This is a genomic window from Psychrobacter sp. APC 3279 (genome assembly GCF_030407795.1).
GTDB lineage: Bacteria > Pseudomonadota > Gammaproteobacteria > Pseudomonadales > Moraxellaceae > Psychrobacter.
The window spans coordinates 203,528-229,019 of the sequence record NZ_JASDCR010000001.1 but is presented as its reverse complement, the minus strand read 5'-3'; the positions used below and the strand labels follow the sequence as shown (position 1 = coordinate 229,019).

22 protein-coding genes are annotated in these 25,492 nt (G+C 42.2%); 13 read left to right on the top strand and 9 right to left on the bottom strand.

What is annotated here, in order from left to right; genetic code table 11:
• The first annotated feature begins 28 nt into the window (after positions 1-28).
• From QL898_RS00775 to QL898_RS00765, 3 genes are all read left to right on the top strand, one after another.
• A complete protein-coding gene (locus tag QL898_RS00775) occupies positions 29-751 on the top strand; it encodes a TIGR04283 family arsenosugar biosynthesis glycosyltransferase (RefSeq protein WP_160020972.1) in 723 nt (240 codons plus the stop codon).
• Between the two features lie 81 nt (positions 752-832).
• Complete coding sequence (locus QL898_RS00770) at positions 833-1,480, top strand: TIGR04282 family arsenosugar biosynthesis glycosyltransferase (RefSeq protein ID WP_201549146.1); 648 nt, start codon at positions 833-835, stop codon at positions 1,478-1,480.
• 123 nt (positions 1,481-1,603) lie between these two features.
• A complete protein-coding gene (locus tag QL898_RS00765) occupies positions 1,604-2,647 on the top strand; it encodes a methyltransferase domain-containing protein (protein WP_290175465.1) in 1,044 nt (347 codons plus the stop codon).
• A gap of 158 nt (positions 2,648-2,805) precedes the next feature.
• Here the strand turns inward: QL898_RS00765 and mtnP are convergent, their stop codons facing one another.
• A complete protein-coding gene (gene mtnP, locus QL898_RS00760; protein ID WP_201549150.1) occupies positions 2,806-3,699 on the bottom strand; it encodes an S-methyl-5'-thioadenosine phosphorylase in 894 nt (297 codons plus the stop codon).
• Positions 3,700-4,182: 483 nt separating this feature from the next.
• Here mtnP and QL898_RS00755 point away from each other — a divergent pair, with 483 nt between their 5' ends.
• The 3 genes from QL898_RS00755 to QL898_RS00745 are packed head-to-tail and all read left to right on the top strand — an operon-like array spanning position 4,183 to position 7,757.
• On the top strand, positions 4,183-5,202 hold the full coding sequence (locus QL898_RS00755) for a TAXI family TRAP transporter solute-binding subunit (RefSeq protein ID WP_057760864.1): 1,020 nt from the start codon (positions 4,183-4,185) through the stop codon (positions 5,200-5,202).
• Positions 5,180-5,743, top strand: a complete 564-nt coding sequence (locus QL898_RS00750) for a DUF1850 domain-containing protein (protein ID WP_290175464.1) — start codon at positions 5,180-5,182, stop codon at positions 5,741-5,743. Before QL898_RS00755 ends, QL898_RS00750 begins: the two co-directional genes overlap by 23 nt.
• A 10-nt stretch (positions 5,744-5,753) precedes the next feature.
• Complete coding sequence (locus QL898_RS00745) at positions 5,754-7,757, top strand: TRAP transporter permease (protein WP_290175491.1); 2,004 nt, start codon at positions 5,754-5,756, stop codon at positions 7,755-7,757.
• A 144-nt stretch (positions 7,758-7,901) separates the two neighbouring features.
• Here the strand turns inward: QL898_RS00745 and lipA are convergent, their stop codons facing one another.
• On the bottom strand, positions 7,902-8,945 hold the full coding sequence (gene lipA / locus QL898_RS00740) for a lipoyl synthase (protein WP_057760861.1): 1,044 nt from the start codon (positions 8,943-8,945) through the stop codon (positions 7,902-7,904).
• A gap of 148 nt (positions 8,946-9,093) precedes the next feature.
• Positions 9,094-9,504, bottom strand: coding sequence for a carboxymuconolactone decarboxylase family protein (locus QL898_RS00735; RefSeq protein ID WP_179798307.1), 411 nt, complete (start codon positions 9,502-9,504; stop codon positions 9,094-9,096).
• Positions 9,505-9,924: 420 nt separating this feature from the next.
• Here QL898_RS00735 and acnB point away from each other — a divergent pair, with 420 nt between their 5' ends.
• From acnB to QL898_RS00710, 5 genes are all read left to right on the top strand, one after another.
• Positions 9,925-12,528, top strand: a complete 2,604-nt coding sequence (gene acnB, locus QL898_RS00730; protein ID WP_290175463.1) for a bifunctional aconitate hydratase 2/2-methylisocitrate dehydratase — start codon at positions 9,925-9,927, stop codon at positions 12,526-12,528.
• Positions 12,529-12,864: 336 nt separating this feature from the next.
• Positions 12,865-13,461, top strand: a complete 597-nt coding sequence (locus tag QL898_RS00725; RefSeq protein ID WP_290175462.1) for an NB-ARC domain-containing protein — start codon at positions 12,865-12,867, stop codon at positions 13,459-13,461.
• Positions 13,462-13,599: 138 nt separating this feature from the next.
• Complete coding sequence (locus QL898_RS00720; protein ID WP_290175461.1) at positions 13,600-14,550, top strand: hypothetical protein; 951 nt, start codon at positions 13,600-13,602, stop codon at positions 14,548-14,550.
• On the top strand, positions 14,550-15,386 hold the full coding sequence (locus tag QL898_RS00715; RefSeq protein ID WP_160020981.1) for a hypothetical protein: 837 nt from the start codon (positions 14,550-14,552) through the stop codon (positions 15,384-15,386). Before QL898_RS00720 ends, QL898_RS00715 begins: the two co-directional genes overlap by 1 nt.
• A gap of 227 nt (positions 15,387-15,613) precedes the next feature.
• Entirely contained in the window at positions 15,614-16,054 is a 441-nt protein-coding gene (locus QL898_RS00710) for a PACE efflux transporter (RefSeq protein ID WP_160020982.1), read from the top strand.
• Between the two features lie 71 nt (positions 16,055-16,125).
• Here QL898_RS00710 and QL898_RS00705 read toward each other — a convergent pair whose 3' ends face one another.
• Positions 16,126-16,923 (bottom strand): enoyl-CoA hydratase-related protein, encoded by a 798-nt coding sequence (locus QL898_RS00705; RefSeq protein ID WP_160020983.1) that lies wholly within the window; start codon positions 16,921-16,923, stop codon positions 16,126-16,128.
• A 339-nt stretch (positions 16,924-17,262) separates the two neighbouring features.
• Here QL898_RS00705 and QL898_RS00700 point away from each other — a divergent pair, with 339 nt between their 5' ends.
• Positions 17,263-18,075 (top strand): alpha/beta fold hydrolase, encoded by an 813-nt coding sequence (locus QL898_RS00700; protein ID WP_160020984.1) that lies wholly within the window; start codon positions 17,263-17,265, stop codon positions 18,073-18,075.
• A 151-nt stretch (positions 18,076-18,226) separates the two neighbouring features.
• On the opposite strand, the gene QL898_RS00695 is transcribed toward QL898_RS00700, so the two are convergent.
• The 5 genes from QL898_RS00695 to QL898_RS00675 all read right to left on the bottom strand — a co-directional run bounded on the left by QL898_RS00695 (position 18,227) and on the right by QL898_RS00675 (position 24,062).
• Positions 18,227-19,291, bottom strand: coding sequence for an HpcH/HpaI aldolase/citrate lyase family protein (locus tag QL898_RS00695; RefSeq protein ID WP_227679389.1), 1,065 nt, complete (start codon positions 19,289-19,291; stop codon positions 18,227-18,229).
• 65 nt (positions 19,292-19,356) lie between these two features.
• The gene (locus QL898_RS00690; protein WP_160020985.1) at positions 19,357-20,538 is read right to left on the bottom strand and encodes a cysteine protease StiP domain-containing protein; all 1,182 of its coding nucleotides are present in this window, start codon (positions 20,536-20,538) and stop codon (positions 19,357-19,359) included.
• 65 nt (positions 20,539-20,603) lie between these two features.
• Positions 20,604-21,434, bottom strand: a complete 831-nt coding sequence (locus QL898_RS00685; RefSeq protein ID WP_290175460.1) for an HAD hydrolase family protein — start codon at positions 21,432-21,434, stop codon at positions 20,604-20,606.
• Between the two features lie 42 nt (positions 21,435-21,476).
• Positions 21,477-22,793 (bottom strand): phosphoribosyltransferase domain-containing protein, encoded by a 1,317-nt coding sequence (locus QL898_RS00680; RefSeq protein WP_290175459.1) that lies wholly within the window; start codon positions 22,791-22,793, stop codon positions 21,477-21,479.
• Positions 22,794-22,835: 42 nt separating this feature from the next.
• Positions 22,836-24,062 carry a trypsin-like peptidase domain-containing protein gene (locus QL898_RS00675; RefSeq protein WP_290175458.1) on the bottom strand — a complete coding sequence of 409 codons (1,227 nt, stop codon included), beginning with the start codon at positions 24,060-24,062 and terminating at the stop codon, positions 22,836-22,838.
• Positions 24,063-24,784: 722 nt separating this feature from the next.
• Between QL898_RS00675 and QL898_RS00670 the strand changes: the two genes are divergently transcribed.
• A complete protein-coding gene (locus QL898_RS00670) occupies positions 24,785-25,492 on the top strand; it encodes a hypothetical protein (protein WP_160020989.1) in 708 nt (235 codons plus the stop codon).

The following is a 25,492-nucleotide window of genomic DNA, read 5'->3' as shown; positions in this document are numbered from 1 at the left end:
CAGTTTTTAATCTTAATCGCTGATTAATGTGACGGTATATCCATTGAAACTCTCCATCATTATTCCATTGTTAAATGAAGCGGACAACTTGCCTGAGCTTATGGCTCATATTGTCCGTCTCGATCCGGCACCGCAGCAAGTGATATTGGTCGATGGTGGCTCAGTGGATGGTTCGGTTGCTATCGCCGACAGTGTGCTCAAAAGTATAGAGGCTACCCAATCAGCTATCGACTGGCATATTATCGAATCTACGGTAGGACGCGCTCAGCAAATGAATGCGGGCGCTATGTTAGCAACAGGTGATGCGCTGCTATTTTTACATGCTGATACCGAGCTGCCAGCTGACGCGATAGACAACGTTCAACAGGCAGTAGCTCAGTATGACTGGGGACGTTTCGATGTGCGCTTAGACAGTCGTGAGCCATTGTTAAAAATCGTCGGATTAATGATAAACCAGCGCTCACGCTCAATGGGTATAGCTACTGGTGATCAAGCAATATTTATCAAAAAGTCCGTGTTTGAGCAGATTGGTGGCTATCCTGATCAGCCACTGATGGAAGATATCGAACTGTGTAAACGGCTAAAGAAAATTGCTCGACCAGCTTGTCTAAAGAGTAAAGTCACGACTTCAGCGCGGCGTTGGCAGCAGCATGGCACGTGGCGGACGATTTTTTTGATGTGGCATTTGCGCTTTGATTATTGGCGCGGCGTATCGCCTGACGTCTTAAAGCAACGCTACTATAAGCAGTGAAGTTGTTTGGTTTATAAATATGATAGACAAAAGAAGAAAGAGTTCGTCCTTGTACATTTGACCAATTGAGAGACCGTTATAGTGACAGCTGATTTATCTGCAAGACAGCAAGATACCTGCATCATTCTGTTTGCAAAATATCCAGCGCCTAATAAGGCGAAGACCCGTTTGCAGCCAGCGCTAGGGGTAGATGGCGCTGCACGTATGGCAAGGCAACTATTATTGCATAGTATTGAGCAGACCGTTGATACGGGCTTTTCCGTCGAGTTATGTGTGAGTCCAGCACCAACAGATCCATGTTGGCAAGCGCTTGATTTTCCTGACTCGTTGCGTTGGTCTGCGCAGGCCGACGGTGATTTGGGTTTACGTATGTTGATAGCCAGTCAGCAAGCATTGCAACGTTTTGACAAGGTTGTATTAATTGGTACGGACTGTCCTAGTCTTACGACAGCACGTATTCAGACAGCGATACAGCAGCTAAATCAACACGATGCGGTCATGATTCCAGCGACTGATGGTGGTTATGTACTGCTAGGGTTTAGACAAGTTAATGAAAGCCTGTTTTCGGACATTGTTTGGAGTACGGCTAGTGTAGCCGCTGTCACTGAGCAGCGCATGGCGGCATTAGGCTGGAGACTGGCATTATTTGACCCTTTGCATGATATTGATGAGCCTAAAGATTTAGTGCATTTACCGTCAAGCTGGCTAGATTCTCACGTCAATATTTAGGTTGATAATAGCTGATAAAGGATAATTGATAACTAGGTCAATAAACTCACTAACGTAGTTGCATATTCTAAGATGATTTACTAAGACTTTTAACTGGATGGCACATTCAATAAGGATATTGTTATGCATGACGTCGTGCAAAATTACTATGGAAAAGAGTTACAGAGTACCAATGATTTAAAGACTTCGGCTTGTTGTGATATTAGCAATATGCCTGAGTGGCTCAAGCCATTACTCGCAAATATTCACGATGAAGTATTGAGTCGTTATTACGGCTGTGGTCTGGTGTGTCCAGCACTGCTTGAAGGCTGCCGAATTTTAGACTTGGGCAGTGGTTCAGGCCGAGATGTCTATGCACTAGCACAATTGGTTGGTGAGAGTGGCCATGTAGTCGGTGTTGATATGACCGATGAGCAGCTATCCGTTGCCAGACAGCATCAAGCCTATCATATCGATAAGTTTGGCTATGATAATGTGACATTTTTGCACGGCTATATCGAGAAACTAGATGAACTAGACCTTGAGGCTAATAGCTTCGATATTATCGTCTCAAACTGCGTTATCAATCTATCACCAGACAAGGCCGCGGTCATGGCTAGTGTGCAGCGTTTACTGAAACCTGGTGGGGAGTTTTATTTTTCTGATGTCTATGCCGATCGCCGTATCCCGCAACACTTGATTGATGACCCAGTCTTATATGGCGAATGTTTGAGCGGCGCGTTGTATTGGAAGGATTTTAACCGTTTGTCACGAGATGCAGGTTTCTTAGACGTACGTTTGGTTGAAGATCGCCCACTTGAGATCACAGATCCTACATTGGCGGCTAAAATTGGTAATATTCAGTTTTTTTCTGCAACTTACCGCTTATTTAAAATCGACTCGCTTGAGGATGCTTGCGAAGATCACGGACAAGCGGTGATATATAAAGGAACTATCGAGCAGTCACCGCATCGGCTTGATTTAGATAAACATCACGCTATCGAAGCTGGTCGAGTATTTCCAGTATGTGGCAATACGTTTCGCATGCTACAAGAGTCACGCTTTGCGCCGCATTTTGAGTTTATCGGTGATGACAGTCATCACTACGGTATTTTTGCGGGTTGCGGTGAGCTAATGCCATTTACTCAACCTATGATGTTAGCATCTGGTGCAGGTGGTTGTTGCTGATATCAAAGTGATGTATTTAGCATAAATTCAAATATACATGCTAAATTATAAGAAAGGCCATTATTTTAGATAATGGCCTTTTTTTGACTTGATTGAAGGCAGATTAAGACTAAACCGATTGAAAGTATTTAGTTCAAAATGGAAAAGACGCATTAAAGTCACGTTAGCAAGGCGGCCAATCTGATTTTGGTATGCTCGTCCATCGCATCTATAGGTGTGACCAATGCTTGTGCAAGAGCATTGTGAGCGATTGAGTCAGGTAGTTCAGCGGCAATCAAAGCAACAGCTTCTTTAATCACTTTTTGAGCATTGTCCGAATTTTTCATGAGGTTCTTTATAGCATAGTCGGCACTCACGGCTTCTTTCGTCGGATGCCAACAGTCGAAGTCTGTCACCAGAGCTAACGTGGCATAAGCAATACTGGCTTCACGAGCCAATTTAGCTTCTGGCATATTGGTCATGCCAATGATATCTGCCTGCATCTGACGATACCATTCTGACTCTGCCCGAGTTGAGAATTGAGGCCCTTCGATACAGACATAAGTTGCTTTAGAATGACTGCTACCTTCTGCAATATCTGCTTGGTCATAAGCGCGCGTCAATATGTCTGCTAGGGCAGGGCATAGTGGGTCTGCCATCGATACATGAGCGACGGCACCTTCACCAAAAAAGGTACTCACTCTCTGCTTGGTCATATCGATCATTTGATCAGGCACGACCATATCTAGTGGCTTAAGCGATTCTCGTAGAGAGCCAACTGCTGATACGGAGACGATATAGCGTACCCCAAGCGTTTTTAGCGCATAGATATTGGCTCGATAAGGCACTTCAGACGGGGTCAGTCTGTGGCCCTGACCATGCCGTGTTAGAAATGCGACTGTCACTCCCTCAAGCTCACCTAAGACAATATCATCAGATGGACTGCCATAAGGCGTCTGTATTGTCACACTGCGTTTGTTGGTCAGTGATGACATTTGGTAGAGACCGCTGCCACCGATGATAGCAATATCAGCAGATAACGTTGCCAGTACTTCCGTGTGAGGTATTGTCATAAGGACTATCCGAGTAGATTAATAAAAGAGAGACACAGACTAGTGCCATATAATATCCTGAACCAAAAAATAGCTCAGATAAAATATAGCAGAACTTTTGTCCTTATAGTTATAAATCGAGATAGTTATAAATCGAGAGTCCTTATTAATTTGCTATATCTAAAAATTCCTAAGAAATAATGCGATATGACGATATTTTCCAGATATCGATAAAGGTTTACAATAGCGACAATTTTTGTTTTAATATTTATTAAATGGAACTTTGTTTCGCATAGCAAAACATACGTATATGTTAGCTTAATTAATGAATGCCCTATATTTTCTCTGATAGCTTTAAATATAAGGTATTGAAAGAAAAAGAGAAAGTAAGCTAAGGTTTATTTATTGACAGAATTACTATATTATTACTCGTCTGTAACGTATTTATGTATAAATACGGATATTGTTAAACGCACAAAACCGATTACTTCAAGGATGAATTCAATGCTTAATTCTTTAAAATCCCCATTACTTTTGTCAGCTATGTTGAGTGCCGCACTAGGTCTAACTGCATGCTCATCTCCAAGCTCAGAGGGCAGTGATACTGCATCTGCAGATAGCGCGGCAACAGATACTGCAGCAGATAAGCTTGATACTAAGTTTTTGACCATCGCTACTGGCGGTGCGTCTGGCCCTTACAATATCATTGGTACTTCATTGTCTGAAGTCTATGTCAAAACCTTTGGCGTAAACTCAAAAACTCAAACCACTGGCGCATCAGTCGAAAACGTCAATCTATTGACCCAGGGCAAGGTCGACATGGTCTTGGCACTAAGTGACGTAGTGACAGATGCTGTCGAAGGTAAAAACAACTTTGAGCAGCCAATCACTAACATTCAGCAGATTGCTGTTTTGTACCCTAATGTCGTGCAAATCGTAACTTCAAAAAAATCTGGTATCAAAAACATTGAAGATTTACGAGGCAAGCGTATTGCTGTAGGCGATCAAGGTTCTGGTACAGAAGTCAATGCTCGTACTTTACTTGAAGGGTTTGGTATCACGTATGATGATGTCACCGTTGATTATCTAGGCTTTGCTGAAGCTGCTGATGGTATGAAAGCAGGTAAGATTGAAGCGGCATTCTTTAGTAGTGGCCTACCAAACTCATCTTTGATGGAGTTAGAGCAAGGCTTAGATTTACAGATTGTCACTATCAACCAAGACAAGCTAAAAGAAATCATTGCGACCAAGCCTTACTTCAAAACCTTTGAGATTCCTGCTGGCACTTATGGCAACGAAACAGCCGTACCAACTGCAGCAATCATGAATGCACTATTGGTTAGCTCTGATCTATCTGAAGCGGATGGTTATAAACTAACCAAAGCATTGTTCGATAATTTAGATGGTCTAAAAACAGCTCACCAAGCGGCCAATGATATCAGTCTAGAAACCGCTCGTGATGGCATGGTAGCCCCAATCCATCCTGGAGCTAAAAAGTACTATGACGAACAAGCAGCCAAGTAATTCATTGTGGTTATTAACTGGCGCGGCATTTATTGCAGCGCTGTTTTTTTTTACGCTATGGTTAGGCTTTACGCTTCAGTCTGTCGTTGAAGTGCGAGTCGCAGGCGTAGACGGTGCTGATGATAAAGTTTGTTACTTTACTGAGCCTGACTTTCAGCTACGTTGGATACATTCTGTAGAAAAACAGTGGTGGGAAGAGCAGTATCAACGCATAGACGGCAGCAGTACAGAAGGTGCTGAGCTGTTATTGACCACGACCTATTTTGAAGCATTCGGTGCAGGGACACCCTCCACCGAAATGCTCGCTCCTATACAAAAGCCTGGCTATCTGGGTTATCAAATCAACGAAAAACTGCCTCACCTTAATTGGGTCGTATCTAGACTGACCAAAGGGGAAATGGATTATGGTGGTCATCGTTTCTTGATTCACCAGTGGGTGCCAGACTATTCTGAAGTGGTGATCATGCCTAAGACGTATGATTTAATTGATAGATTTAAAAAGGACTTTTGTCATGAACTCCCAAGTGACGGATCAAGGTAGTGTGACTACCATGCCAGATGCGCAAGTTGATAACGATGCTGAGGCGGATGCGGTCAACCGAGCAGTATTGGAAAAATATGACCGAGAGTCAATCACGCGTCATATCACTCAAGGACCAGTAAAATATTTTATCGCTGGCATTTGTATACTCTATTCACTGTTTCATTTATATATCACTTTTAATCCAATGCCAGCACTGTTGCAGCGCTCTGTGCACGTGGGCGTTGGTTTTGCATTGATATTCCTAATTTTTCCAGCCAGCAAAAGAAGCAGCCGCAAGCGAGTGGCATGGTATGACTGGATTTGGTTTGCCCTGTCTCTATCCGGTATGGGCTATCTCATCTATGAATATCAAGATATCGTGACCTCGCGTGGCGGTATGGCCAATCAGGTCGATGTGATATTTTCCTTGATTACGGTAGTCTGCGTACTAGAAGGCAGTCGCCGTATCACTGGGTGGATTTTGCCAATCTTGGCAGGTATATTTTTGGCCTATCCATTTGTCAGTCATTTAGATTTTATGCCTGATAGGCTTTTGACTCGTCCTTATGATATGGGTGATATTTTTGGTCAATTGTTCTTAAAAACAGAAGGTTTATATTCTGTCGCGATTGGGGCATCGGTAACATTCATTTTCTTATTCATTCTCTTTGGTGCATTCTTAGCACGTTCGGGAATGGGGCAGTTATTTAATGATTTGGCATTGGCCATCGCTGGTCATAAGAAGGGCGGCCCTGCAAAAGTAGCAGTCATCTCTAGTGGCTTTATGGGCAGTATCAATGGCTCAGCTTTATCAAATGTGGTTAGTACGGGTGCCTTTACCATTCCGTTGATGAAAAAGGTCGGCTATCACAAAGATTTCGCAGGTGCAGTTGAAGCCAGTGCTTCGGTTGGTGGACAGATTTTGCCACCGATTATGGGTGCCAGTGCCTTTATTATGGCGGAGACAACAGGCTTACCGTATAGCACGATTGCCTTAGCAGCATTATTACCAGCGATCTTGTACTATTTAGGCGTCATTGCGCAGGTACATTTCCGCGCTGGACGTCGCGATCTAAAAGGTATTGCTAAAGAAAATCTACCAGCGGTCAAAGAAGTACTAAAAGCCCGCGGTCACATGCTATTGCCGATTGTCTTCTTGATTTTCTTATTGATTAGAAACGTACCTGTGGGATATGCAGCAGCTTATACCATTGGCTTTACCGTTGTGATCAGTATGCTACGTGCCGAAACGCGCATGAGTTTTTCTGATATTTTGGGTGCATTAGAAGATGGTGCGCGCCAGTCATTAGCGGTTATGGCTGCGTGTGCGGTCGTCGGTATTATCATTGGGGTTGTGAGTCTGACCAGCTTTGGTACGGTGATGACATCATCTATCGTCACATTAGGTGCAGGATCGCTATTCTTTACGCTTATCTTAACGATGTTGGCATCAATGGTTTTGGGCATGGGGCTACCATCTATTCCTGCCTATATCATTACGGCGACGATGGCTGCACCAGCATTGGCCGGTTTTGATATTCCAATCTTGTCAGCGCACATGTTTGTTTTCTATTTTGGTATCTTTGCCAATATTACACCACCTGTGTGTCTCGCAGCCTTTGCAGGTGCAGGGATATCCGGTGGAGATCCGATGAAAACAGGGTTCTTGTCCCTCAAACTTGCCCTCGCGGGATTCATCGTGCCGTTTATGTTTATCTATAATCCAACGATGTTGATGATAGATCCAACCGGTTTAGCAGTCACGGCAAAAGATTTCCCGCTGCCACCTATTGTAGATATCATTACAGTGGTAGTGACTTCAGTAACTGGTGTCATTGCGCTGAGCTCAGCACTTGAAGGGTACTTTAGAGGCAGTATGAATACGGTGACTCGTGTCATCTTAGCTATTGGCGCTTTGTTACTGATTTACCCTGAAATGATCACGGGCATCGTAGGAGGAGTTATTGTCCTCGGTATTGCTGCATTCAATCTAAAAACAGCTGGAAAGCCAACGCCAACTTTAACCGTGTAAAGCGTTAGGTTTAATCATTCTTAAAACTAACAAAGCTCAAAAAAAGGGTGAATAACAAATTTGTTATTCACCCTTTTTAATATTCTTAAGAAATGTTTTAGCTACTGTTATTTGCAACTACTTTCACATCACTTTATTGCTAAATTAGCAGCCAAGTTTACCTTCAGCTTCTAATGCTTTTTTGCTACGGATAGGTGCTGGGCAATCTTCGCCATAGTACTGACGATCTGCAAAGTAGCTTGAGCGTACCATTGGGCCTGCCCAAATACTAAAGAAGCCAATCTTTTTACCGTAGTCCATATAGCGTTGGAACTCATCTGGATGAACATAACGATCGACAGGCGCGTGGTTTTTACTAGGCTGTAGATACTGACCGATAGTGATCATATCTACATCATGAGCTTTTAGATCATCGAGTAGGGCATAGATCTCTTCTTCTGTCTCGCCAAGACCAACCATAAAGCCGCACTTGGTGGCGATATCAGGACGACGCTCTTTATAAATCTTAAGCAAATCTAGTGAATGCTGATAGTCAGAACCTGGACGGAAGGCCTTGTATAGACGTGGCACCGTTTCGATGTTGTGGTTAAACACATCTGGTGCAGTCTCTGTCAATAAATCCAAAGCGATATCCATACGACCACGGAAATCTGGTACTAGGATTTCAATCAAGCAGTTTGGGCTAAGTGCTCTTGACTCGTTTAGGACTTCCACAAAATGTCCAGCACCGCCGTCTTTTAAATCATCGCGATCGACAGAGGTGATTACGGCATACTTAAGCTGTAGACCTTGAATCGTCTCAGCAGTATGACGCGGCTCATCCTTGTCTAGCTCATTAGGACGACCATGTCCTACATCACAGAATGGGCAGCGACGCGTACAGATATCACCCATGATCATAAAGGTAGCTGTACCATCAGCGAAACACTGTGGCAGGTTAGGGCAGGCCGCTTCTTCACAAACGGTATAAAGCTTTTGCTCACGCAAGGTCGCTTTGATACGAGCGACTTCAGCAGGCGAGGACATTTTTACCCGAATCCAATCAGGCTTTTTCTTTGCCTCGACAGTTGGAATCACCTTAATTGGGATACGGGCAACTTTGTCATAGCCACGTAGCTTTTCGCCTTGGATGGCTTTTTTTGGTTTGGCCTTAGCAGCAGGTACATGTGTTTGTACGGCAGTTGTCATAATGGAGTTATCTCTTAACCCTTTATATTATAAGGGTTTATGGAATTATCAGAATGTTTTATGAGTGCAGATATTATAGCAGAAATTTGGTCGTCAATTTTTAAACAATATTGTTAAGATTACTATGATTGCTCGGACGACCATAGTTTTAAATATCTATATCGATTTCCAACTCATTCAGTATATCTATGGCAGCGCGAAACGCTTCTTGAGTAGCAGGTGCACCGCAGTACGGCAAGCTATGCATGAGCACTTCTCTAATCTCAGCAACACTGGCCCCATTGTTAATGGCACCGCGTATATGTCCTTTCAACTCGTTTGGGCTTTTTTGAGCAATTAAAAAGGCAATAGTGATTAACGAGCGATACTTGCGTGGTAATACTGAGTCATCTTGCCAAGTGCTGCCCCAAGCGTGTTCGATAATCCAGTCTTGCAGCGGTTGGGTAAATCCTGTGGCAGCATCAAGCGAGCGTTTGACATGCTGCTCACCCATCACCTCAGTGCGTACCTTGAGACCATTGTCATAGTTAGTATTGTTGTCCGTATTGCTATCAGTCATATCGTCGTCCTTAATGTTTACACCAAAATGTTTTTACCAAATCGACTGTTAATAAATCGGCTGCTAATATATCGATATTGCTACATTTTTTTAAGCGAAATTTTATCGAAGTTATTTCTTACAAAATCGTATATCAGTCATATGGTGTCTGCTCAGTCATAAAGCAAGCGCTGATTGATAAGCGTAATCAGGCAAATGCCAGTTATAATGAACGCTACAATCATATTATTGATGGCACTATTTTTATAATAAATGTTCAATATGGCCTTACTATGCGCCTTTTCAGAGCTGAGCCATTAACATTTAAAGCGTTTTAAGCTATGATTGCACGGATAATTATTTCATATAGTATATAGACGCAGGCAGTCATGCTGACTACCCACGTAATGTGCTACACCCCAACTGACGAGGACGACTATTGTGTTAGAAGCTTATCGTAAACATGTCGAAGAACGTGCTGAGCTAGGAACTGTACCCCTACCACTAAATGAGAAACAAGTAGTAGAGTTGGTTGAATTATTAAAGAACCCGCCTGCAGGCGAAGATGCGTTCTTAATGAACCTATTAGAAAACCGTATCCCTGCTGGTGTTGACCAAGCAGCATACGTTAAAGCGGCATTTTTGGCTGCTATCTTAAAGGGTGAAACATCATCACCACTTATCAGCAAGCAAAAAGCTGTTGAAATCTTAGGTACTATGCAAGGTGGCTACAACGTTCAGCCACTAGTTGCTGCACTAGATGATAGCGAAGTTGCACAAGACGCTGCTGAAGCATTAAAGAAAACTTTGCTAGTATTTGACGCGTTCAATGACGTGACTGAAAAAGCCGAAGCTGGCAACACCATTGCTAAAGAAGTAATTCAGTCTTGGGCTGACGCAGAATGGTTCTTGAACCGTGCTGAAGTACCAAAGAAAACCACTTACACGACGTTCAAAGTAACTGGCGAGACCAACACGGATGACTTGTCACCTGCGCAAGACGCATGGAGCCGTCCTGATATCCCATTGCATTCACTAGCCATGCACAAAAACTCTCGCGACGGCATCAATGCTGACGAAGAGGGTGTTGTTGGCCCAATGAAGCAAATCGAAGCGCTTAAAGAAAAAGGCCATCCGCTAGCCTATGTTGGTGATGTTGTTGGTACTGGTTCTAGCCGTAAGTCTGCAACCAACTCAGTATTGTGGTTGATGGGTGAAGATATCCCTAACGTGCCAAACAAACGTGGCGGCGGTCTAGTACTTGGTAACAATATCGCTCCTATCTTCTTCAATACGATGGAAGATTCTGGCGCATTGCCAATTGAAAAAGTGGCAGTTGATAACCTAAACATGGGTGATGTATTTGACATCTATCCATACGAAGGCAAAATCACTAAGCATGACTCTGACGAAGTACTATCAACGTTCTCACTAAACTCACCAACATTGCTTGATGAAGTTCGTGCTGGCGGCCGTATTCCATTAATCGTTGGTCGTGGTTTGACTAACCGTGCTCGTGAATACATGGGTCTTGGTCATTCAGATATCTTTGCTAAGCCAGAAGAGCCAGCTGATACTGGTAAAGGCTTTACGCTTGCACAGAAAATGGTTGGTAAAGCGTGTGGCCTGACAGGCGTACGTCCAGGTATGTACTGTGAGCCTAAGATGACTACGGTCGGCTCTCAGGATACGACTGGTCCAATGACGCGTGATGAGCTAAAAGACTTGGCATGTTTGGGTTTCCAAGCAGACCTCGTGATGCAGTCATTCTGTCATACTGCTGCTTATCCAAAGCCAGTTGACGTTGAGACTCAGCACACACTACCTGACTTCATCATGAACCGTGGCGGTGTAAGCTTACGTCCAGGTGATGGTATCATTCACTCATGGTTGAACCGTATGCTACTTCCAGATACCGTTGGTACTGGTGGTGACTCGCATACTCGTTTCCCAATGGGTATCTCGTTCCCAGCGGGTTCTGGTCTAGTTGCTTTCGCAGCTGCAACTGGTGTTATGCCACTTGATATGCCTGAATCTGTTCGTGTTCGTTTTGTTGGTGAGCGTCAAGCTGGTATCACGCTACGTGACCTAGTACATGCTATCCCTTATCAAGCGATCAAAGAAGGTTACTTGACCGTGGATAAGAAAGGTAAAATCAACGAGTTCAACGGCCGCATTCTTGAGATTGAAGGCCTAGAAGATTTGACCGCTGAGCAAGCGTTTGAATTGTCTGATGCCTCAGCTGAGCGTAGTGCTGCTGGCTGTACCATCACTTTGTCTGAAGCGTCAGTGACTGAGTACCTAAACTCAAACATCACGCTGCTTAAATGGATGATCTCAGAAGGCTATGGCGATGCACGTACGATCAGCCGCCGTGTTGAGCAAATGCAAGAGTGGTTGGCTAACCCAAGCCTCATGCGTGCTGATGATGATGCTGAATACGCGATCGACATCACTATCGATATGAGCGAAATCAAAGAGCCTATCCTGTGCTGCCCGAACGATCCAGATGATGCAAAAACGCTAGCAGACGTGGCTGGTGATACGATTGATGAAGTATTCATTGGTTCATGTATGACTAACATCGGTCACTTCCGTGCCGCTGGTAAATTGCTACAAGACGTACCAGCAGGTAGCCTGAAGACTCGTCTATGGATTGCACCACCGACTAAGATGGATGCACGCCAATTGATGGAAGAAGGTTACTACAACATCTATGCACAAGCCGGCGCTCGTACTGAAATGCCAGGTTGTTCACTATGTATGGGTAACCAAGCACGTATCGCACCGAAATCTACTGCGGTATCGACCTCAACTCGTAACTTCCCGAACCGTCTAGGTCAAGGCGCTAACGTATACCTAGCGTCTGCAGAGCTTGCAGCAGTCGCAGCGGTACTTGGTAAATTGCCGACTAACGATGAGTATCAGCAATATGCTGGCATGCTAAATAGCATGGGTGATGAAGTCTATCAATACATGAACTTCGACCGTATGGAAGACTATACGGAAGAAGCAGACAAGATCAACGTTGCTCAGTTGAGCTAATTTTGGTTGACGTTTAAGTTAAACGTTTTTAAATAAACAAAACCCCGTATCGTAATGATGCGGGTTTTTTTTAATTTTTTGAAAAAAATTTCAGAATCAAGAAGTACGTTTAACTTATTAAAAATCAGACTTTCAATAAGTTGACAACTCCTAAAGTCTCTTATCGTCTATCATAAATCGTATTTTTTAAGGGTCTCTGAATACAAGGAGGTGGGTGTAGTAAAATTCTGATAGGTTTAATTTAAAAATTCTCTATATACATCATTAAAAATAGCTTAAAATGTAATAATAAATATTAAACTATACTAAGCTTTTAAAACTATAATTGAGCCATTCATGATTGATTCAGAGATATTTACGGAACAGGCAGAGTATTTATCAGGTAGTGCTTTTAAAAGGTGGTCGATTAGTCACCAGAATGAAGCAGATACTATGAGGAAGCTAACACAAGCTGGTGCTAAGTTAATAACTGGACCTCGAGGATGTGGTAAAACAACTTTAATGCTTAAAGCTTTTGATAAATTGATGACAAGTAAGAAAGGAAACGGATTCCCTGTATATGTAAACTTCAAATCATCTTTAAAGCTGGAACCTCTATATAGAAGTAATACAAATGCTGTTTATTGGTTTAATCAATGGGTAATGCTTAAAGTTATTAGTGGAATTTACGACTCCTTGATTAAAATGAATATACACAAAGATGTTTTTAGATTGACTAAAGACCAAACAGCGAAGAATATCGAGCTACTAGAAATGGGGCGAGTCGATCTACTTAATGATGAAGATGATCAAATCACTCTTAATGATATACATACTTTAGCTGACAAAGTTTGCGAAATTTCGTTTAAATCACGATTTATTCTTCTACTTGATGATGCTGGACATGCCTTCTCTTCTGATCAACAAAAAGACTTTTTTGAATTTTACAGATAAATAAAGTCGAAAAAAATATCTCCAAAAGCTGCCATTTATCCTGGCGTAATAAACTATTCTTCTTCATTCCATGTCGGTCATGATGCAGAAGAAATTGATGTCTGGGTAAAACCTAATAGTGACGGCTACCTAGATTTTATGCATTCTTTATTGAAATCAAGATTTGAAAGTAAAGTCTTTGAATCTTTGATTAATGAGAAAAATCTTCTAAACCTTATGTGCTTTGCAGCTTATGGAATACCACGCGCTCTTTTAAATATGATTTCATCTATTTGTATCGAAGATGAAGATGGAGAAGTCTCCGTAAATCTCACAGCTAAAAATACTCTCAAAGAAATAAAAAATAGTCATGATTCAACATACAATATCTATGATTCTCTAAAGATAAAGTTGCCTATGTATCGTAATTTTATTGATACGGGTTCTAATTTTTATGAACAAACATTAAAAATTATTAAAGAGTTTAATAAAGGTTCAGATGTAGGTAAGCAAAGCTCAATCATAGCAATAAAGAGACCGGTTTCAGCAGAGTTGGAAAAAGTAATTGGTTTTTTTCAGTATGCTGGACTGCTCTCTCCTAATAGTATTAGTAATAGGGGAGGGAAAGGTGTCTATGAGTTATATGAAATACACTATGCAGCTATAATAGATAGAAACATATTTTTTAGTAGTAAAGCTATCAATAGCGAAAAATACGTTGAAGCTTTTTCGAATAGACCGAATCATCATTATCCTAGGCACCTAGAGGCTTCACTAGTTCCAGAAGATAATCTGGATCAAGCATTTTCTTTAGCTTTACCATCTTGTGAGGTATGTAAAAGTCCGAGAGTTTCTGACAAAGCTAAATTTTGTATGGAGTGTGGTGCTAAGCTACAGGATGCATCTATTTTTGAGGATATTGTTAGTCAAGATATAGAGTTATTACCTATTACGACAGCGCGAGCAGATTCAATTAAGCAGAGTTCCAAAATTCGAAAAATTAAAGATATTTTGATGGATTATGATAATAAGGAACTGAGAAAAGTAAATATGATTGGCCCTGCTTGGGCTAAAAAAATTAAGAGTTACGCAGAGGAGTTCATAGCGTAATGTCAACTTGGAAAAATTGTATTTGCCAGAATGTAGGTTCTGAGCGTATAAACGACTTAAACGATTACGTCTCAATTAACGAGATTAGTAACTTGTCACCTATTGATGATTTTTATAACGAGATGCAGAGTATTCTTAGTTTATTTCCTTATGAAAGCTGGGGAACAAACGACTGGATAGGATCTCTAGCGTCAATAGCAATAATATCTAGTGTAGAGAATTATTTCAGACAAGTCTTCAGTAAAATTTTAAAAATTTGCGTAGATTCACAAAAAATTGCAGCAAGCAATAGTATTAATTTAGGTTCAGTTATATGGCATCCTTCGAATGAAATGGAAAGAGGAGCATTTGAACATATTTCTTTGGCTTCTTCTGAAAATATAAATAATACATCAAGGAAGTTTATTGGAGTTGATTTAAAGTCTAATGGTTTAGGAATAATACTTGAAGAGTTTGACAAAGTGTGTGAGTTGAGACACGGTATCGTTCATTCAGGAATGGTGGTAGCTGGAAAAAATGGAATTAAGTTGAAGCTTGAATCTACTCACGATATTCTGAAAATAAATATCGGATTTGATCAGTTTCAAGAAATAACATCTATATGTAATGCACTAATTGTCGAATCAAATAAGATTTTTTTTGCAGAGCTAGCAAGGCGATGGGCTACAACATGGAGAGATACTCCTAGTTGGGATTCTTCGAAAGCAAACTTGAAGTTTAAAAGTATTTGGACTGTTTTTTATTCTTTACGTGATGATCAAAATGGAAGTATTCCTGAAAATCTAACGTGGCTGAAATGTCGTAATCAGATTGTTCGAGAGTTCAATATACAATAGGTATGTAACCATATAGTCGCCGTATTAATTCGACTTGTATGTTTCCACACATCTGTTGATTTTCCTTGATATAGATCTCAACTGACTTCCAAAGCTATCTCATGTATAATATAGGTGCAGGCGGAAACCGTGGCTCTGCATTTTATTTATCTTTTCTAACTCGGGACGGACCGATACTTTGATACGCACTTTGCTGTTTAAATACAGGTGCTTTGGAGTCTTGGTTGATGACCTTATCACCGCTTAAACGTCGCTTAATTTATGTGACCGCTTTCGAAATTATCGCGATTATCTTATCTACCCTCATATTGATGAAACTCAGTCACAGTGATGCATCAGAATCCTTACCAATCGCCGTAATGATGTCGGTAGCAGCCGTCGTTTGGAACTTTATATATAATACCGCTTTTGAAGCGTGGGAACGCCGCAGACGTATTGTACGTCGCACGTTATGGATACGCAGTGTTCATGCTTTTGGTTTTGAAGGCGGGCTGGTGTTGATCTGCTTGCCACTTTATATGATTTGGTACGATGTTGGTCTAGTAAAAGCTTTTATGATGGAAGTGGCACTACTGCTATTTTTCTTAGTTTATACGTTTACGTTTACCTTGATTTTTGACAAGATATTTACGTTACCTCATCATTCTAAACCCGCGACCGCTTCTTGATCAAAGGCATTGACAAAAAAAAGGGCTACCATATTGGTAGCCCTTTTTTGATAGCATCATTGTTTATCTTGTTATTTACCTTGATATACAGGCTTACGCTTTGCTATAAAGGCGCTAACCCCTTCGATAAAGTCATCGGTTTTTGCCATTACGGTCTGTTGCTCTACTTCCGTATCTAACGCTGCGCTCAAACCAGCGAAGGCATGTACGTTGAAACTCTCTTTCATAGCGGCCAACGCTTTGCCTGGTAATTGGCTCAATCGTAGCGCCAATGCTTGTACGGTAGCTTCTAGCTCGTCAATACTTACCACGTCGTTTACTAGATTTAAACGTGCCATATCTTCTGCTTTTAGTTTATCTCCTAGCATCACAAGCTCAGTCGCTTTTGCTGCACCAACCAATTGGTTTAATAAGTAAATACCACCTGCATCTGGAACTAGGCCAATATTAACAAATGCTTGTACAAACTTCGCATTGTCTGCGGCAATGCGGAAGTCACAAGTAAGCGCCAAGTTCATGCCAGCACCAGCTACAGCGCCTTCTAATTTAGCAATAATCGGCTTATGGATATGACGTAACTTTAAGCTGACTTCGCCTGCACCTTCTACCATACCTCTTAATTTTTTTGAAACAATATCCTTGTCTAATCCTTCAGACAACATCTCTTTAATATCGCCGCCGCTGGAGAAATTACCACCAGCCCCTTGTAAAATAATCACCCGTACTTGATCATCTGCAGCCGCTTTATCTAGCGCTATCAAGACTTGGTTTTTTAAGGGTGTGCCAAAGGCATTTAAGCTTTTTGGATCGTTAAAGGTAATGGTAGCAATATGCTCTGCAACTTGATAATCGACGAGAGACTGTGACATTTGAGATTTCCTTATTTTAAATGACGGTTTTAATATTTTGTATCAATGACAATACTTTGAGATAAAGGTAAAAATGGTTCAATGCTGATTACTATAGCAGCTTGCTATGATTATAAAAGCGTGTTTTGTAGGCGCTTAAGACACATCTACATACTGGTAAACTTTACTATTTTATCGTAAAAGCTGATGCTAACTAATGGGACAAAACGACTGGCTCGTAAAAAGGCTATGACCTAAGGGGCTAATGGATTATGCTAATATGCCAGGTTGAGCGTAAAAGAGTCGTAAAAGACACAAGGGTACGCTCGAACTTTTCATTGATCAAACAAGGATGTGGTTATGCCAACTATCACTGTAAATAACGCTGATATTTATTACGAAGACAGCGCACCGAACGACACACAAAAGCCTGTTATCGTATTTGCTCACGGTTTATTGTGGAGCTCACAGATGTATGACAAGCAAGTGGAGCACTTTCAAACAGACTATCGTTGTATTGCTTTTGATTTTCGCGGGCAAGGTCAGTCGCAGGTTACCAAATCTGGCTATGATATGGAGACGCTGACTGACGATACGCTTGGCTTACTTGCAGCGCTTGGAATTGATAAATGTCACTTCGTTGGACTATCTATGGGCGGGTTCGTGGCTCAACGTATCGCGCTCAAACGCCCTGAGTTGCTGTTGTCGTTAACGCTGTTAGAAACCTCTGCTGACCCTGAAGATCCAAAAAACATCCCTCAGTATCGCAAGCTGGTTAAAGCGATTCGCTGGTTGGGTATGAAGCGTGTGAGTAATAAGGTGATGCCAATTATGTTTGGCAGTACGTTTTTGGCAGACAAACTGCGCAAATCTGACCGTAAGCAGTGGCTGACGATGCTACAAAGCAATCGCAAAGGCGGCGTGGTCAAAGCAACAATGGGCGTTATTGAGCGTACCGGTACTTATGAGCAGTTGGGTGAGATTACAACGCCAACATTAATCGTGGTAGGTGATGAAGATGCCGCTACGCCTTATGCCAAATCTGAACGCATGCATTTTGCTATCGCTGGGTCAAAGCTTGCTATTATCAAAGGTGCGGGTCATACATCGACAGTAGAAGAGCCTGATCAAGTGAATCAAGTACTTCGTCAGTTTTTGGAAAGTTGTGTTTAGTGTAGCTACTGTTCGAGAGCTTTAAAGTTTCATATTGATAGGAAATCCTGAGCATATATCTATATAAAAAAGCCGCTACCTGTTATTTGATAGCGGCTTTTTTCATAGTGTGAGTTGTTAAATGACAGAAAACCATCATCAGAGATGAAAGCTACATTCGTGAGCTGTATTGGCTATGTCCGTCATCAATGGTGCCAAAGGCTTCTGCACGATTAACAATTTCAGTCGCCCAAGCACGGTGCGTCGCAGGCTCTAGCATCGTATTATTGTACTTAAATACCGCTTTGGCCTCAGAGTGAAGGATCGCTTGCGCTTCATCCAATGTACTCAGTGGCACACAGTAAGCTTGCTGTACTAGGGCGATTTGGCTTGGATGAATGACAGTTTTTCCCACCATGCCTAAGCTGACGTCTCGGTTCAACTCTTGCATAAATAGCGTCGGCTGATCCAAGTACTCAAATACTGGCGCGGTAAGATAAAAACCATGCGGCACAAAACAGCCAAGCATTTGATAAGCCAACGTACCGATAGGTGAGTCGTAGACAATACTGTTTTTTGGCCGACGTAAGCGCAGTGCTGCAAATAAGTCATTACCACCGATACGCAATGCAAAAACTGGCTGGCTAAATGCTTCTTTAAAAGCGATGGCAAGCTCCTGATTGTGATGCGGATTAAACAGCGCTGCGGTTTCGAGCGTCGGCATAAGTAGTTGATCTACTTTTAGGTTCTGACAAGCCATGCGCCAGTTAGATAGGCTATACATATCGACTTTTGGCATGACGAAACCATCGATAAGATCGATATGGGTATAATCAGCCAGTTGCTGTAGCATCATCGGGCTACGTGGACGTATAAAGACCAGTGGACGTGTCGGATGCTGGGCATGAATCTTCGCCGATTTAGATGGCGCATTGATGCTATTCACATGCTCAGCCCAAGTATTTAGGAGGGTTCGCAAACGCTCAAGCGCTAACTCAACATCCTGCTGACTGACAGCATCTTCTAGACAGATAATAATACTATTAATCGTCGGTAATTTATCCCGTTTGATGACTTGCCAAATATCTTGGCGAGTCGCAGGCATGTATAAGCTAGCACCGAGCTGATATGGATGGTGCGTGTGCGGCTTGACCATCGCATGACGCTCAGTGATCAGATGCGCATAAGATTGGGTATCATTGTAAAGGTCTGACTCGGTTTTTAGCATATCTGACATAATTGGCATCATAAGTAGAGAGTATAAGAGAACGAAAAAGAAAGTATTTAATACCGTTAAATGTATTAAGTGTCTTGGGAGCGCTGCTTGATAAGCGTGATGGCTTGATAAGGCAGTATTTTATCACCTAATACACTGATAGTGATGTTTCGTTGCGCACATAAATGGCGTAGCAATATGGTATCAGGGTGCTCAGCAGTAGCGAGCAATATACGCTCGGGATCACGGCGTAATATGGCACGTGTTGCCTCAGCAATAGTCGGCTTAATACGGTTGCGATTGACGATATGATAATCTGCTGCCAGCGTCTCTATCAACGCCGCAGTCTGGTAGCGTGGCTGCTGGTAAGTCGGTAAACGCGCTGGAGTTGTAGCCAATGCTCGTCTCACGGCATCGATACGCTCAATAAATGCCAAACTGTGATCTACCTCAATTAAATCATCATAAAAGACACTGCGATGCAGGCCTGATGACGGCTCTGTATACAAGCTGCGTGAAATTAATCCTGATACGGTGCTATTTAACAACCCTGATGGGATTAACCAGTCTTCTTCACTAGCCGCGAGCCAAGCAACGCCAGCCGGATCGGCAAGAGTCAGTAGCGGAATGACGTTAGCACCTTGATGAAAAATATTAGCAAAATTAACATGAGTAGAATCGCTAAACGTCTCTAGACTACGAGCCAACTCTTGATAGATGGCACCTTTACCTGTCCAGCCATCGACGAATATGACTGGACTGTTTGGATAAGCTTCCAGTAGCATTTGCAGGGCCACTGGATCAAGACCACGATCCCGAATGATACTGATGCCATAATGTACGCTTGGCAGGTGATAGCTACTGTCTGTATCCGACAGCGCACGCTGCAATAACACCCCGATCGGCAGACCAGCTCGTACCAAGCTGACTAAAACCAGTGGATGCTCATCACTCACATTCTGCTGAAAAACTTGATGTAGCGTATGAGACAAATGAGCGATATCGGTCGCGGTCCTTGTTGAGCCTTGCTCTAATGCCTGTATGTATAGCTGCTCATGCTTTGCAGTAGGCGCTTGCTCTAAGGTCAACATGTCAGAGTAATGGCGTTGTCCGCTTTGGATAAGCGCTTCTTTTTGACTGACTGGCACATCGGCAACCGCGTCCTTATCCACCATATCGAGTAGGACAGTGACATCGCTCGCAAGATAGCTGCCTGAGCCATAGTTTTTTAAAGCGGCTCTTTTTGTCTGTATATTAGGTAAAGTCATAGTATGAATAATAGCACTCGTAATGATAACAGTGGATTTGCGTGGCTGCAGTTTAAACTGATGGTTTAGCCTGACGATTTAGACTGATATTGCTCATGCAATTGACCATGATTGGGCATACCGTACCAATCTAACAACTGTAAGAAAGGCAGATCAGCTAAGCTATCACCAAAGCCAAAACTGGGACGCTGATGGTCTAAGTGATGCTCTAATAAAAACTGTACGGCATGACGTTTATGAACCGCATGAGGTAATATCGCTAAGTTATTAGCGTTCACATGTACATAGAAATCTTGATCAAAGTCACGTATCAGAGTGGGCAGTTTCTCAGCTAAATCTACGAGCGCTTGATGATCCTTCTGCGCATGTTTGATAGCCAGATAAATGGTTAGCTCTTCATCAACAGAACCATTGTTAAAGCTATCGATATGCGGTGTAAATACTAAATGACTTTGCTCGCTTTTACTATGACTGGCAAACAATTGACTTAACTGATTAAGCTTTTCTTGCAATGGCGCAAGCTTACTATACATATGCTGCTGCCAACTGCTCAGCAGCGCTCCGTCAGACGTTAAAACAATCGCCCCATGGGTCAATACTTGCCAACTATCAAATGGCAGTTTAACGCGTTTTATTTCACTACGATCCCGTGCCGTCACTACGATTAATTCAGTGCTAGCAAGTAGCCAGTTAAAAAAGATTGCTTGACGCTGGCTCATAAAGCTCAGTGGCTCGTCTTGTTTATTGACCGTTGCACAAACCAAAGATTCAGGTTCAGTAGTGGGTAAATCCCATGCATCAATTTTACGCTGGGTTTGGAATAACGTGTCATCCAAATCCATCAAGGCATAAGGCTTATTAATATCTGAGTTGGCTTTAAAAAAGGAGGTATTCATGGCGTCGTCCGTAAATAATAGGTTTGAAAGTTAGAGAGCAGTTTAATGACTAGGGCTCACCACTAGCACGTTATCCAAACCTCGCCACATAGCATCTACACTATCGGCTGATGTTTCTATACACAAAACTATTAAATCCCAATTACTAGGCTCAATGTTATAAGCAAAATTGGTCATACCAAGCCCATAATTGTCGCTAAAGCTCAGCATCGTGGCAATCGCCCCGCCGAGCGCAATCGGTGAGCGAGTTAATGCGCTAAAATTAACCATGCTAGCTGTATCTTCGCTCATTTTTTTAGACTCTATTTCAAGCCATTCAGCCAATAGAAACGGCAACCAAACAAACTCATTGCTACCCAATACTAAAATTCTTTTTGGTAGCTGAGTAACATCAAAATTTTCTTGGCCATCGAAGCGCGTAAATGCAGTCTGAAAACTTGAAAGATAGTTAGCAAAACCCTCTGTACTGTCTAGTGTTGGAAAGCGCCCCCAGTTGCCTGTATCACCGAGCGCCTGACTACCAGCGGCAGTAGTATCAACCGACGGCATCGTGATGGGTTCAAGATTGGGTGCATCTGTCCATTGCCATGCACCAGACAGTAAATGGTGGCGATGAAACTCAATGCCAGCGAGACGATCCGCCATACGTGCAGGTTTAGCATCCGACTGTGGATTGGGTTTTTCTTGATCTAATGACCAGTCGACCAATGTTGTTAGATGCACTTGCTCTAACTGGCTCAGTCCTGCTTCACGTAAGGCAGTGACGACATTCACACAGGTATTACCCGTTGAGGCTTCATCATCGACCATAATCAGTGTTTTACTGGCCAGTAGCTGCGCTTGAGTAACGCTATCTTTGCTCTGATAAATCAAATGCTGGCTGGCATGACTGTGGTCTTCACAAAATGTCGTCAGCAAGGAGTTGGTACCATTCGGATCACTACTTTCATCGTGCTGTGCATGACGCGTAGAGTTTAATAGCAGAGCTTGAGGATAGCGCGTTTGCAATGCTTGATGGACGCCAGCAGATAGACCAACAGCAGTCTCTGCCATACCAATGACTAGCACTGGCTCGGCCAAGTCACTAGGCACTAAGTCAGCCAAATCAGTAAATGCCTCTCGCATAGTGCTTGGCGCAACAGGAATATGACGACCTAGCACTTTTGAGACAAACAAAAATGCCCGCTTTGGATTGATACGCTGTGCAAATCCAAGTAAATCTTCTAATTGATAATGGTCGCGTTGTTCTGCGCCATTTTTATTGGTGGCTGATTTATTAGTGGCTGAGTGGGTTTGATAAGTTAGATCTAGCGTACCACGGGGTAGGGTGATGGTCGTACTGTGTTGCTCGTTTAACATTCATATTCCTTGGCGCTTTTATTTGTATGTCGTCGTAGATTTTTAACCTTGACAGCCAACTAGCCATAAGGCACTGCGACTTTGCTTGCTTAGCTGAGGTGTTGTAAGAGGCGTAGCACTGGTCAAATCAGTCGTGTGCTCCAAACTGATGCCAGCGCTCGCCAGTAGGGCAGATAATAACTGAAATTTCACTGCATAGTTCATATTTTGTGCATGTTCATGAACCAGACTTGATGTGACCATACCGACCACCTCTCCAGTCGGCAATAATAAAGGACTACCACTAGAACCAGGCTGAATGGGTGCGGTGAATTGCATATGACGGATATCATTATTTAAGCCTGTCAATCCTGATATACAGCCTTGAGTAACTTGCAGTTGGCTGCTCAGTCCTGACAACGGAAACCCCAGTGTGGTAATGGTCTCACCCAATATGTCAACACACTGCTGCGCTAATGGGAGGTAGCTAGGTAAAGGATCGCTAACTCTAATAATAGCTGAATCGCTTCCGATATCGCTAAGTACAACTTGTGCCTCGCGATCAGGCTGACCTTGCTGACGTACGCCAACCATCGCTGCTGACTCAATCACATGATAGCAGGTGAGCAGATGATAGGGATCAATAGCAAATGCTGTTCCTGTCCAAGTTTCGCCTGCTTGTACATGACGGGGAGGGCGAGCTTCGTTGTTTGGTTGAGTACGCTGCTGCTGTTGAGCTTCTTGAATAAGTCTATGTGTGCTGGGTGGACGAACATCCAGACTAACCTGTACATGATGCTCAAGGCTCGCTAAGCCTTGCGTTGATGCCTCACCAAGTGCTCGACATTTAAACTGTCCATTACGCTGATATATTTCTAATATAATCGCTGCTTTGACATGCCGCTCGTTTGTTGTGAAGTTATAGTGAATATCCCCGTTGTTGAGCGTGAGACTTACGTCATTTAACTCTGCCGCTGACAAGTTTGGGCTTGGCTCATGATAAACATAAGCAATCAGTTGTAAGAAACTAACGCCAAGTGTATCAAATAACTGGGGTAAATCTAACTGCCATGCGCTTGGATTATCCTTGCTATCGAGCTGAGCCCAGTCTTTAGACTTATGTAAATAAGCAGGACTACAAACCGCTTTGCGATTGGCATCTAATGGCAACCACAATAGCCCAAGCTGCTGTCCAAACCCCAATGGTTTAGTAGTAGAAAACGCGATCGAACATCGTGGATTTTCAATAACCGTATTGGCTCCTAGCACTAATTCGACTTGCTTCGACATCACATTTCCTTAGTTTATTTGCGCGATTATGCTTATTTTTATTATTTAATGATTTTATCCTTGAGACTAAAGTCCGACCATATAAAGGGTTTTGATTTTATTTTGAACCTACCATTCTACAAAGAGAAAACATTAATAGGTGTTTTAATATACAGTTAAGGTTAATTGCATAATAGATATATCAAGATATATAGGTTTAAATAGATTCGGAATTCCTTTTAATAATTAATTACTTTTAGAAAATAGTAATGAGGTTTTATAGTCTAGCCATTTGTCGGTTAATGTAGCCACTTATCGGACAAAGCCATATAGTGTATTGCTACAAAACAAGATTCCGGTGATAATACAATCAAAATCTATTGCTATTTAGTAACTCTACTGTGACCAAGTGTTATCTGTAAAGTCTGAAAATAGTATTTGATTTAAACCTATTAATTCTAATCTTACTTTCAAACTTATTGCTGTTTCTCGATTAATGAATTTCTAGTAGTTATAGCGCTTGTATGCTTAATAACTATAAAAATCGAAGTCTCACCTACTGAATATATTTCATTTCTTATAATATAAAAGATATATAAAAACTATCATATGGTTGATGTCTGCATATCTTTTATATTGTGAGAAAGCCAGTTGGTCGGACCTTTGAGACGTTATTCACATCAGTTTATCTAGATAGCTTGTTATAAGAAAGCGTAGCAGTATTTTAAGAAAAGGAGTGCTCTGTGAAATTCTCTTGTGCATTAGAAACATCTTCTGAACGTATTCGCCTGGTCAATGTTATTTCGCCGCTTATCAAAGCAGGTTATCAGCTGGTCTCCCAAAAGCAAGAACCTTCAGAGAATGGTGGTAACATCATTCATGTGATCGCAAGAAGTCTAGGCTCTAAGACACAGGCAGATCTAATCGAGGATTTATCTTCAATTGAAGGCTGTACGCTTTTTAATTTAGAAATAGATGAAGAGGGCGGATCGTCAGCTGCCCCTGCAAAGAAGACATTGGATGAGAAAAGCGTCTTATCAGCCATCGGTGCTTATTACCCTAAAATAGCAGATATTGTCAGTCAGTATGAAGATAGTTTGCCTATTGAGCGACGTATGACTGCATTGCAGGAGTTGGGTCGTAAGGTTGGTGGCGGTATTTACCAGCGTGATTATTCACTTGGTAGTCCACTGAAGATGCCTACTACGATCACTCGTGAACTTGTGCCAGCACTAAAAGGTCTGTCTAAAGTTAAAGCAAAGAATAATGTGATCTATTTAATCAAATGTCCGTTCTGTAAGTCGTCAGATCATACTCACTCAGGATGCCATTTTATTGTAGGCTATATAGAAGGCTTTTTAGCAAGCAACCCTGCTATAGATGTGGTTCAGGTTGAAGAGACTAACTGCGGCGCCGGTAGTACCAATATTTGTGAATTTACCATTGGGTAG

What these genes read in the sequence shown, in the direction of transcription:
- QL898_RS00715 (WP_160020981.1), top strand. Translation starts at nt 14,550, where the DNA reads ATGTCAACTTGGAAAAATTGTATTTGCCAGAATGTAGGTTCTGAGCGT.
- QL898_RS00735 (WP_179798307.1), bottom strand. Translation starts at nt 9,504, where the DNA reads ATGACTGATAGCAATACGGACAACAATACTAACTATGACAATGGTCTC.
- QL898_RS00680 (WP_290175459.1), bottom strand. Translation starts at nt 22,793, where the DNA reads ATGTTAAACGAGCAACACAGTACGACCATCACCCTACCCCGTGGTACG.
- QL898_RS00700 (WP_160020984.1), top strand. Translation starts at nt 17,263, where the DNA reads ATGCCAACTATCACTGTAAATAACGCTGATATTTATTACGAAGACAGC.
- QL898_RS00695 (WP_227679389.1), bottom strand. Translation starts at nt 19,291, where the DNA reads ATGTCAGATATGCTAAAAACCGAGTCAGACCTTTACAATGATACCCAA.
- QL898_RS00690 (WP_160020985.1), bottom strand. Translation starts at nt 20,538, where the DNA reads ATGACTTTACCTAATATACAGACAAAAAGAGCCGCTTTAAAAAACTAT.
- QL898_RS00745 (WP_290175491.1), top strand. Translation starts at nt 5,754, where the DNA reads ATGCCAGATGCGCAAGTTGATAACGATGCTGAGGCGGATGCGGTCAAC.
- QL898_RS00705 (WP_160020983.1), bottom strand. Translation starts at nt 16,923, where the DNA reads ATGTCACAGTCTCTCGTCGATTATCAAGTTGCAGAGCATATTGCTACC.
- mtnP (WP_201549150.1), bottom strand. Translation starts at nt 3,699, where the DNA reads ATGACAATACCTCACACGGAAGTACTGGCAACGTTATCTGCTGATATT.
- QL898_RS00755 (WP_057760864.1), top strand. Translation starts at nt 4,183, where the DNA reads ATGCTTAATTCTTTAAAATCCCCATTACTTTTGTCAGCTATGTTGAGT.
- QL898_RS00765 (WP_290175465.1), top strand. Translation starts at nt 1,604, where the DNA reads ATGCATGACGTCGTGCAAAATTACTATGGAAAAGAGTTACAGAGTACC.
- QL898_RS00725 (WP_290175462.1), top strand. Translation starts at nt 12,865, where the DNA reads ATGATTGATTCAGAGATATTTACGGAACAGGCAGAGTATTTATCAGGT.
- QL898_RS00710 (WP_160020982.1), top strand. Translation starts at nt 15,614, where the DNA reads ATGACCTTATCACCGCTTAAACGTCGCTTAATTTATGTGACCGCTTTC.
- QL898_RS00720 (WP_290175461.1), top strand. Translation starts at nt 13,600, where the DNA reads ATGCATTCTTTATTGAAATCAAGATTTGAAAGTAAAGTCTTTGAATCT.
- QL898_RS00685 (WP_290175460.1), bottom strand. Translation starts at nt 21,434, where the DNA reads ATGAATACCTCCTTTTTTAAAGCCAACTCAGATATTAATAAGCCTTAT.
- lipA (WP_057760861.1), bottom strand. Translation starts at nt 8,945, where the DNA reads ATGACAACTGCCGTACAAACACATGTACCTGCTGCTAAGGCCAAACCA.
- QL898_RS00675 (WP_290175458.1), bottom strand. Translation starts at nt 24,062, where the DNA reads ATGTCGAAGCAAGTCGAATTAGTGCTAGGAGCCAATACGGTTATTGAA.
- QL898_RS00750 (WP_290175464.1), top strand. Translation starts at nt 5,180, where the DNA reads ATGACGAACAAGCAGCCAAGTAATTCATTGTGGTTATTAACTGGCGCG.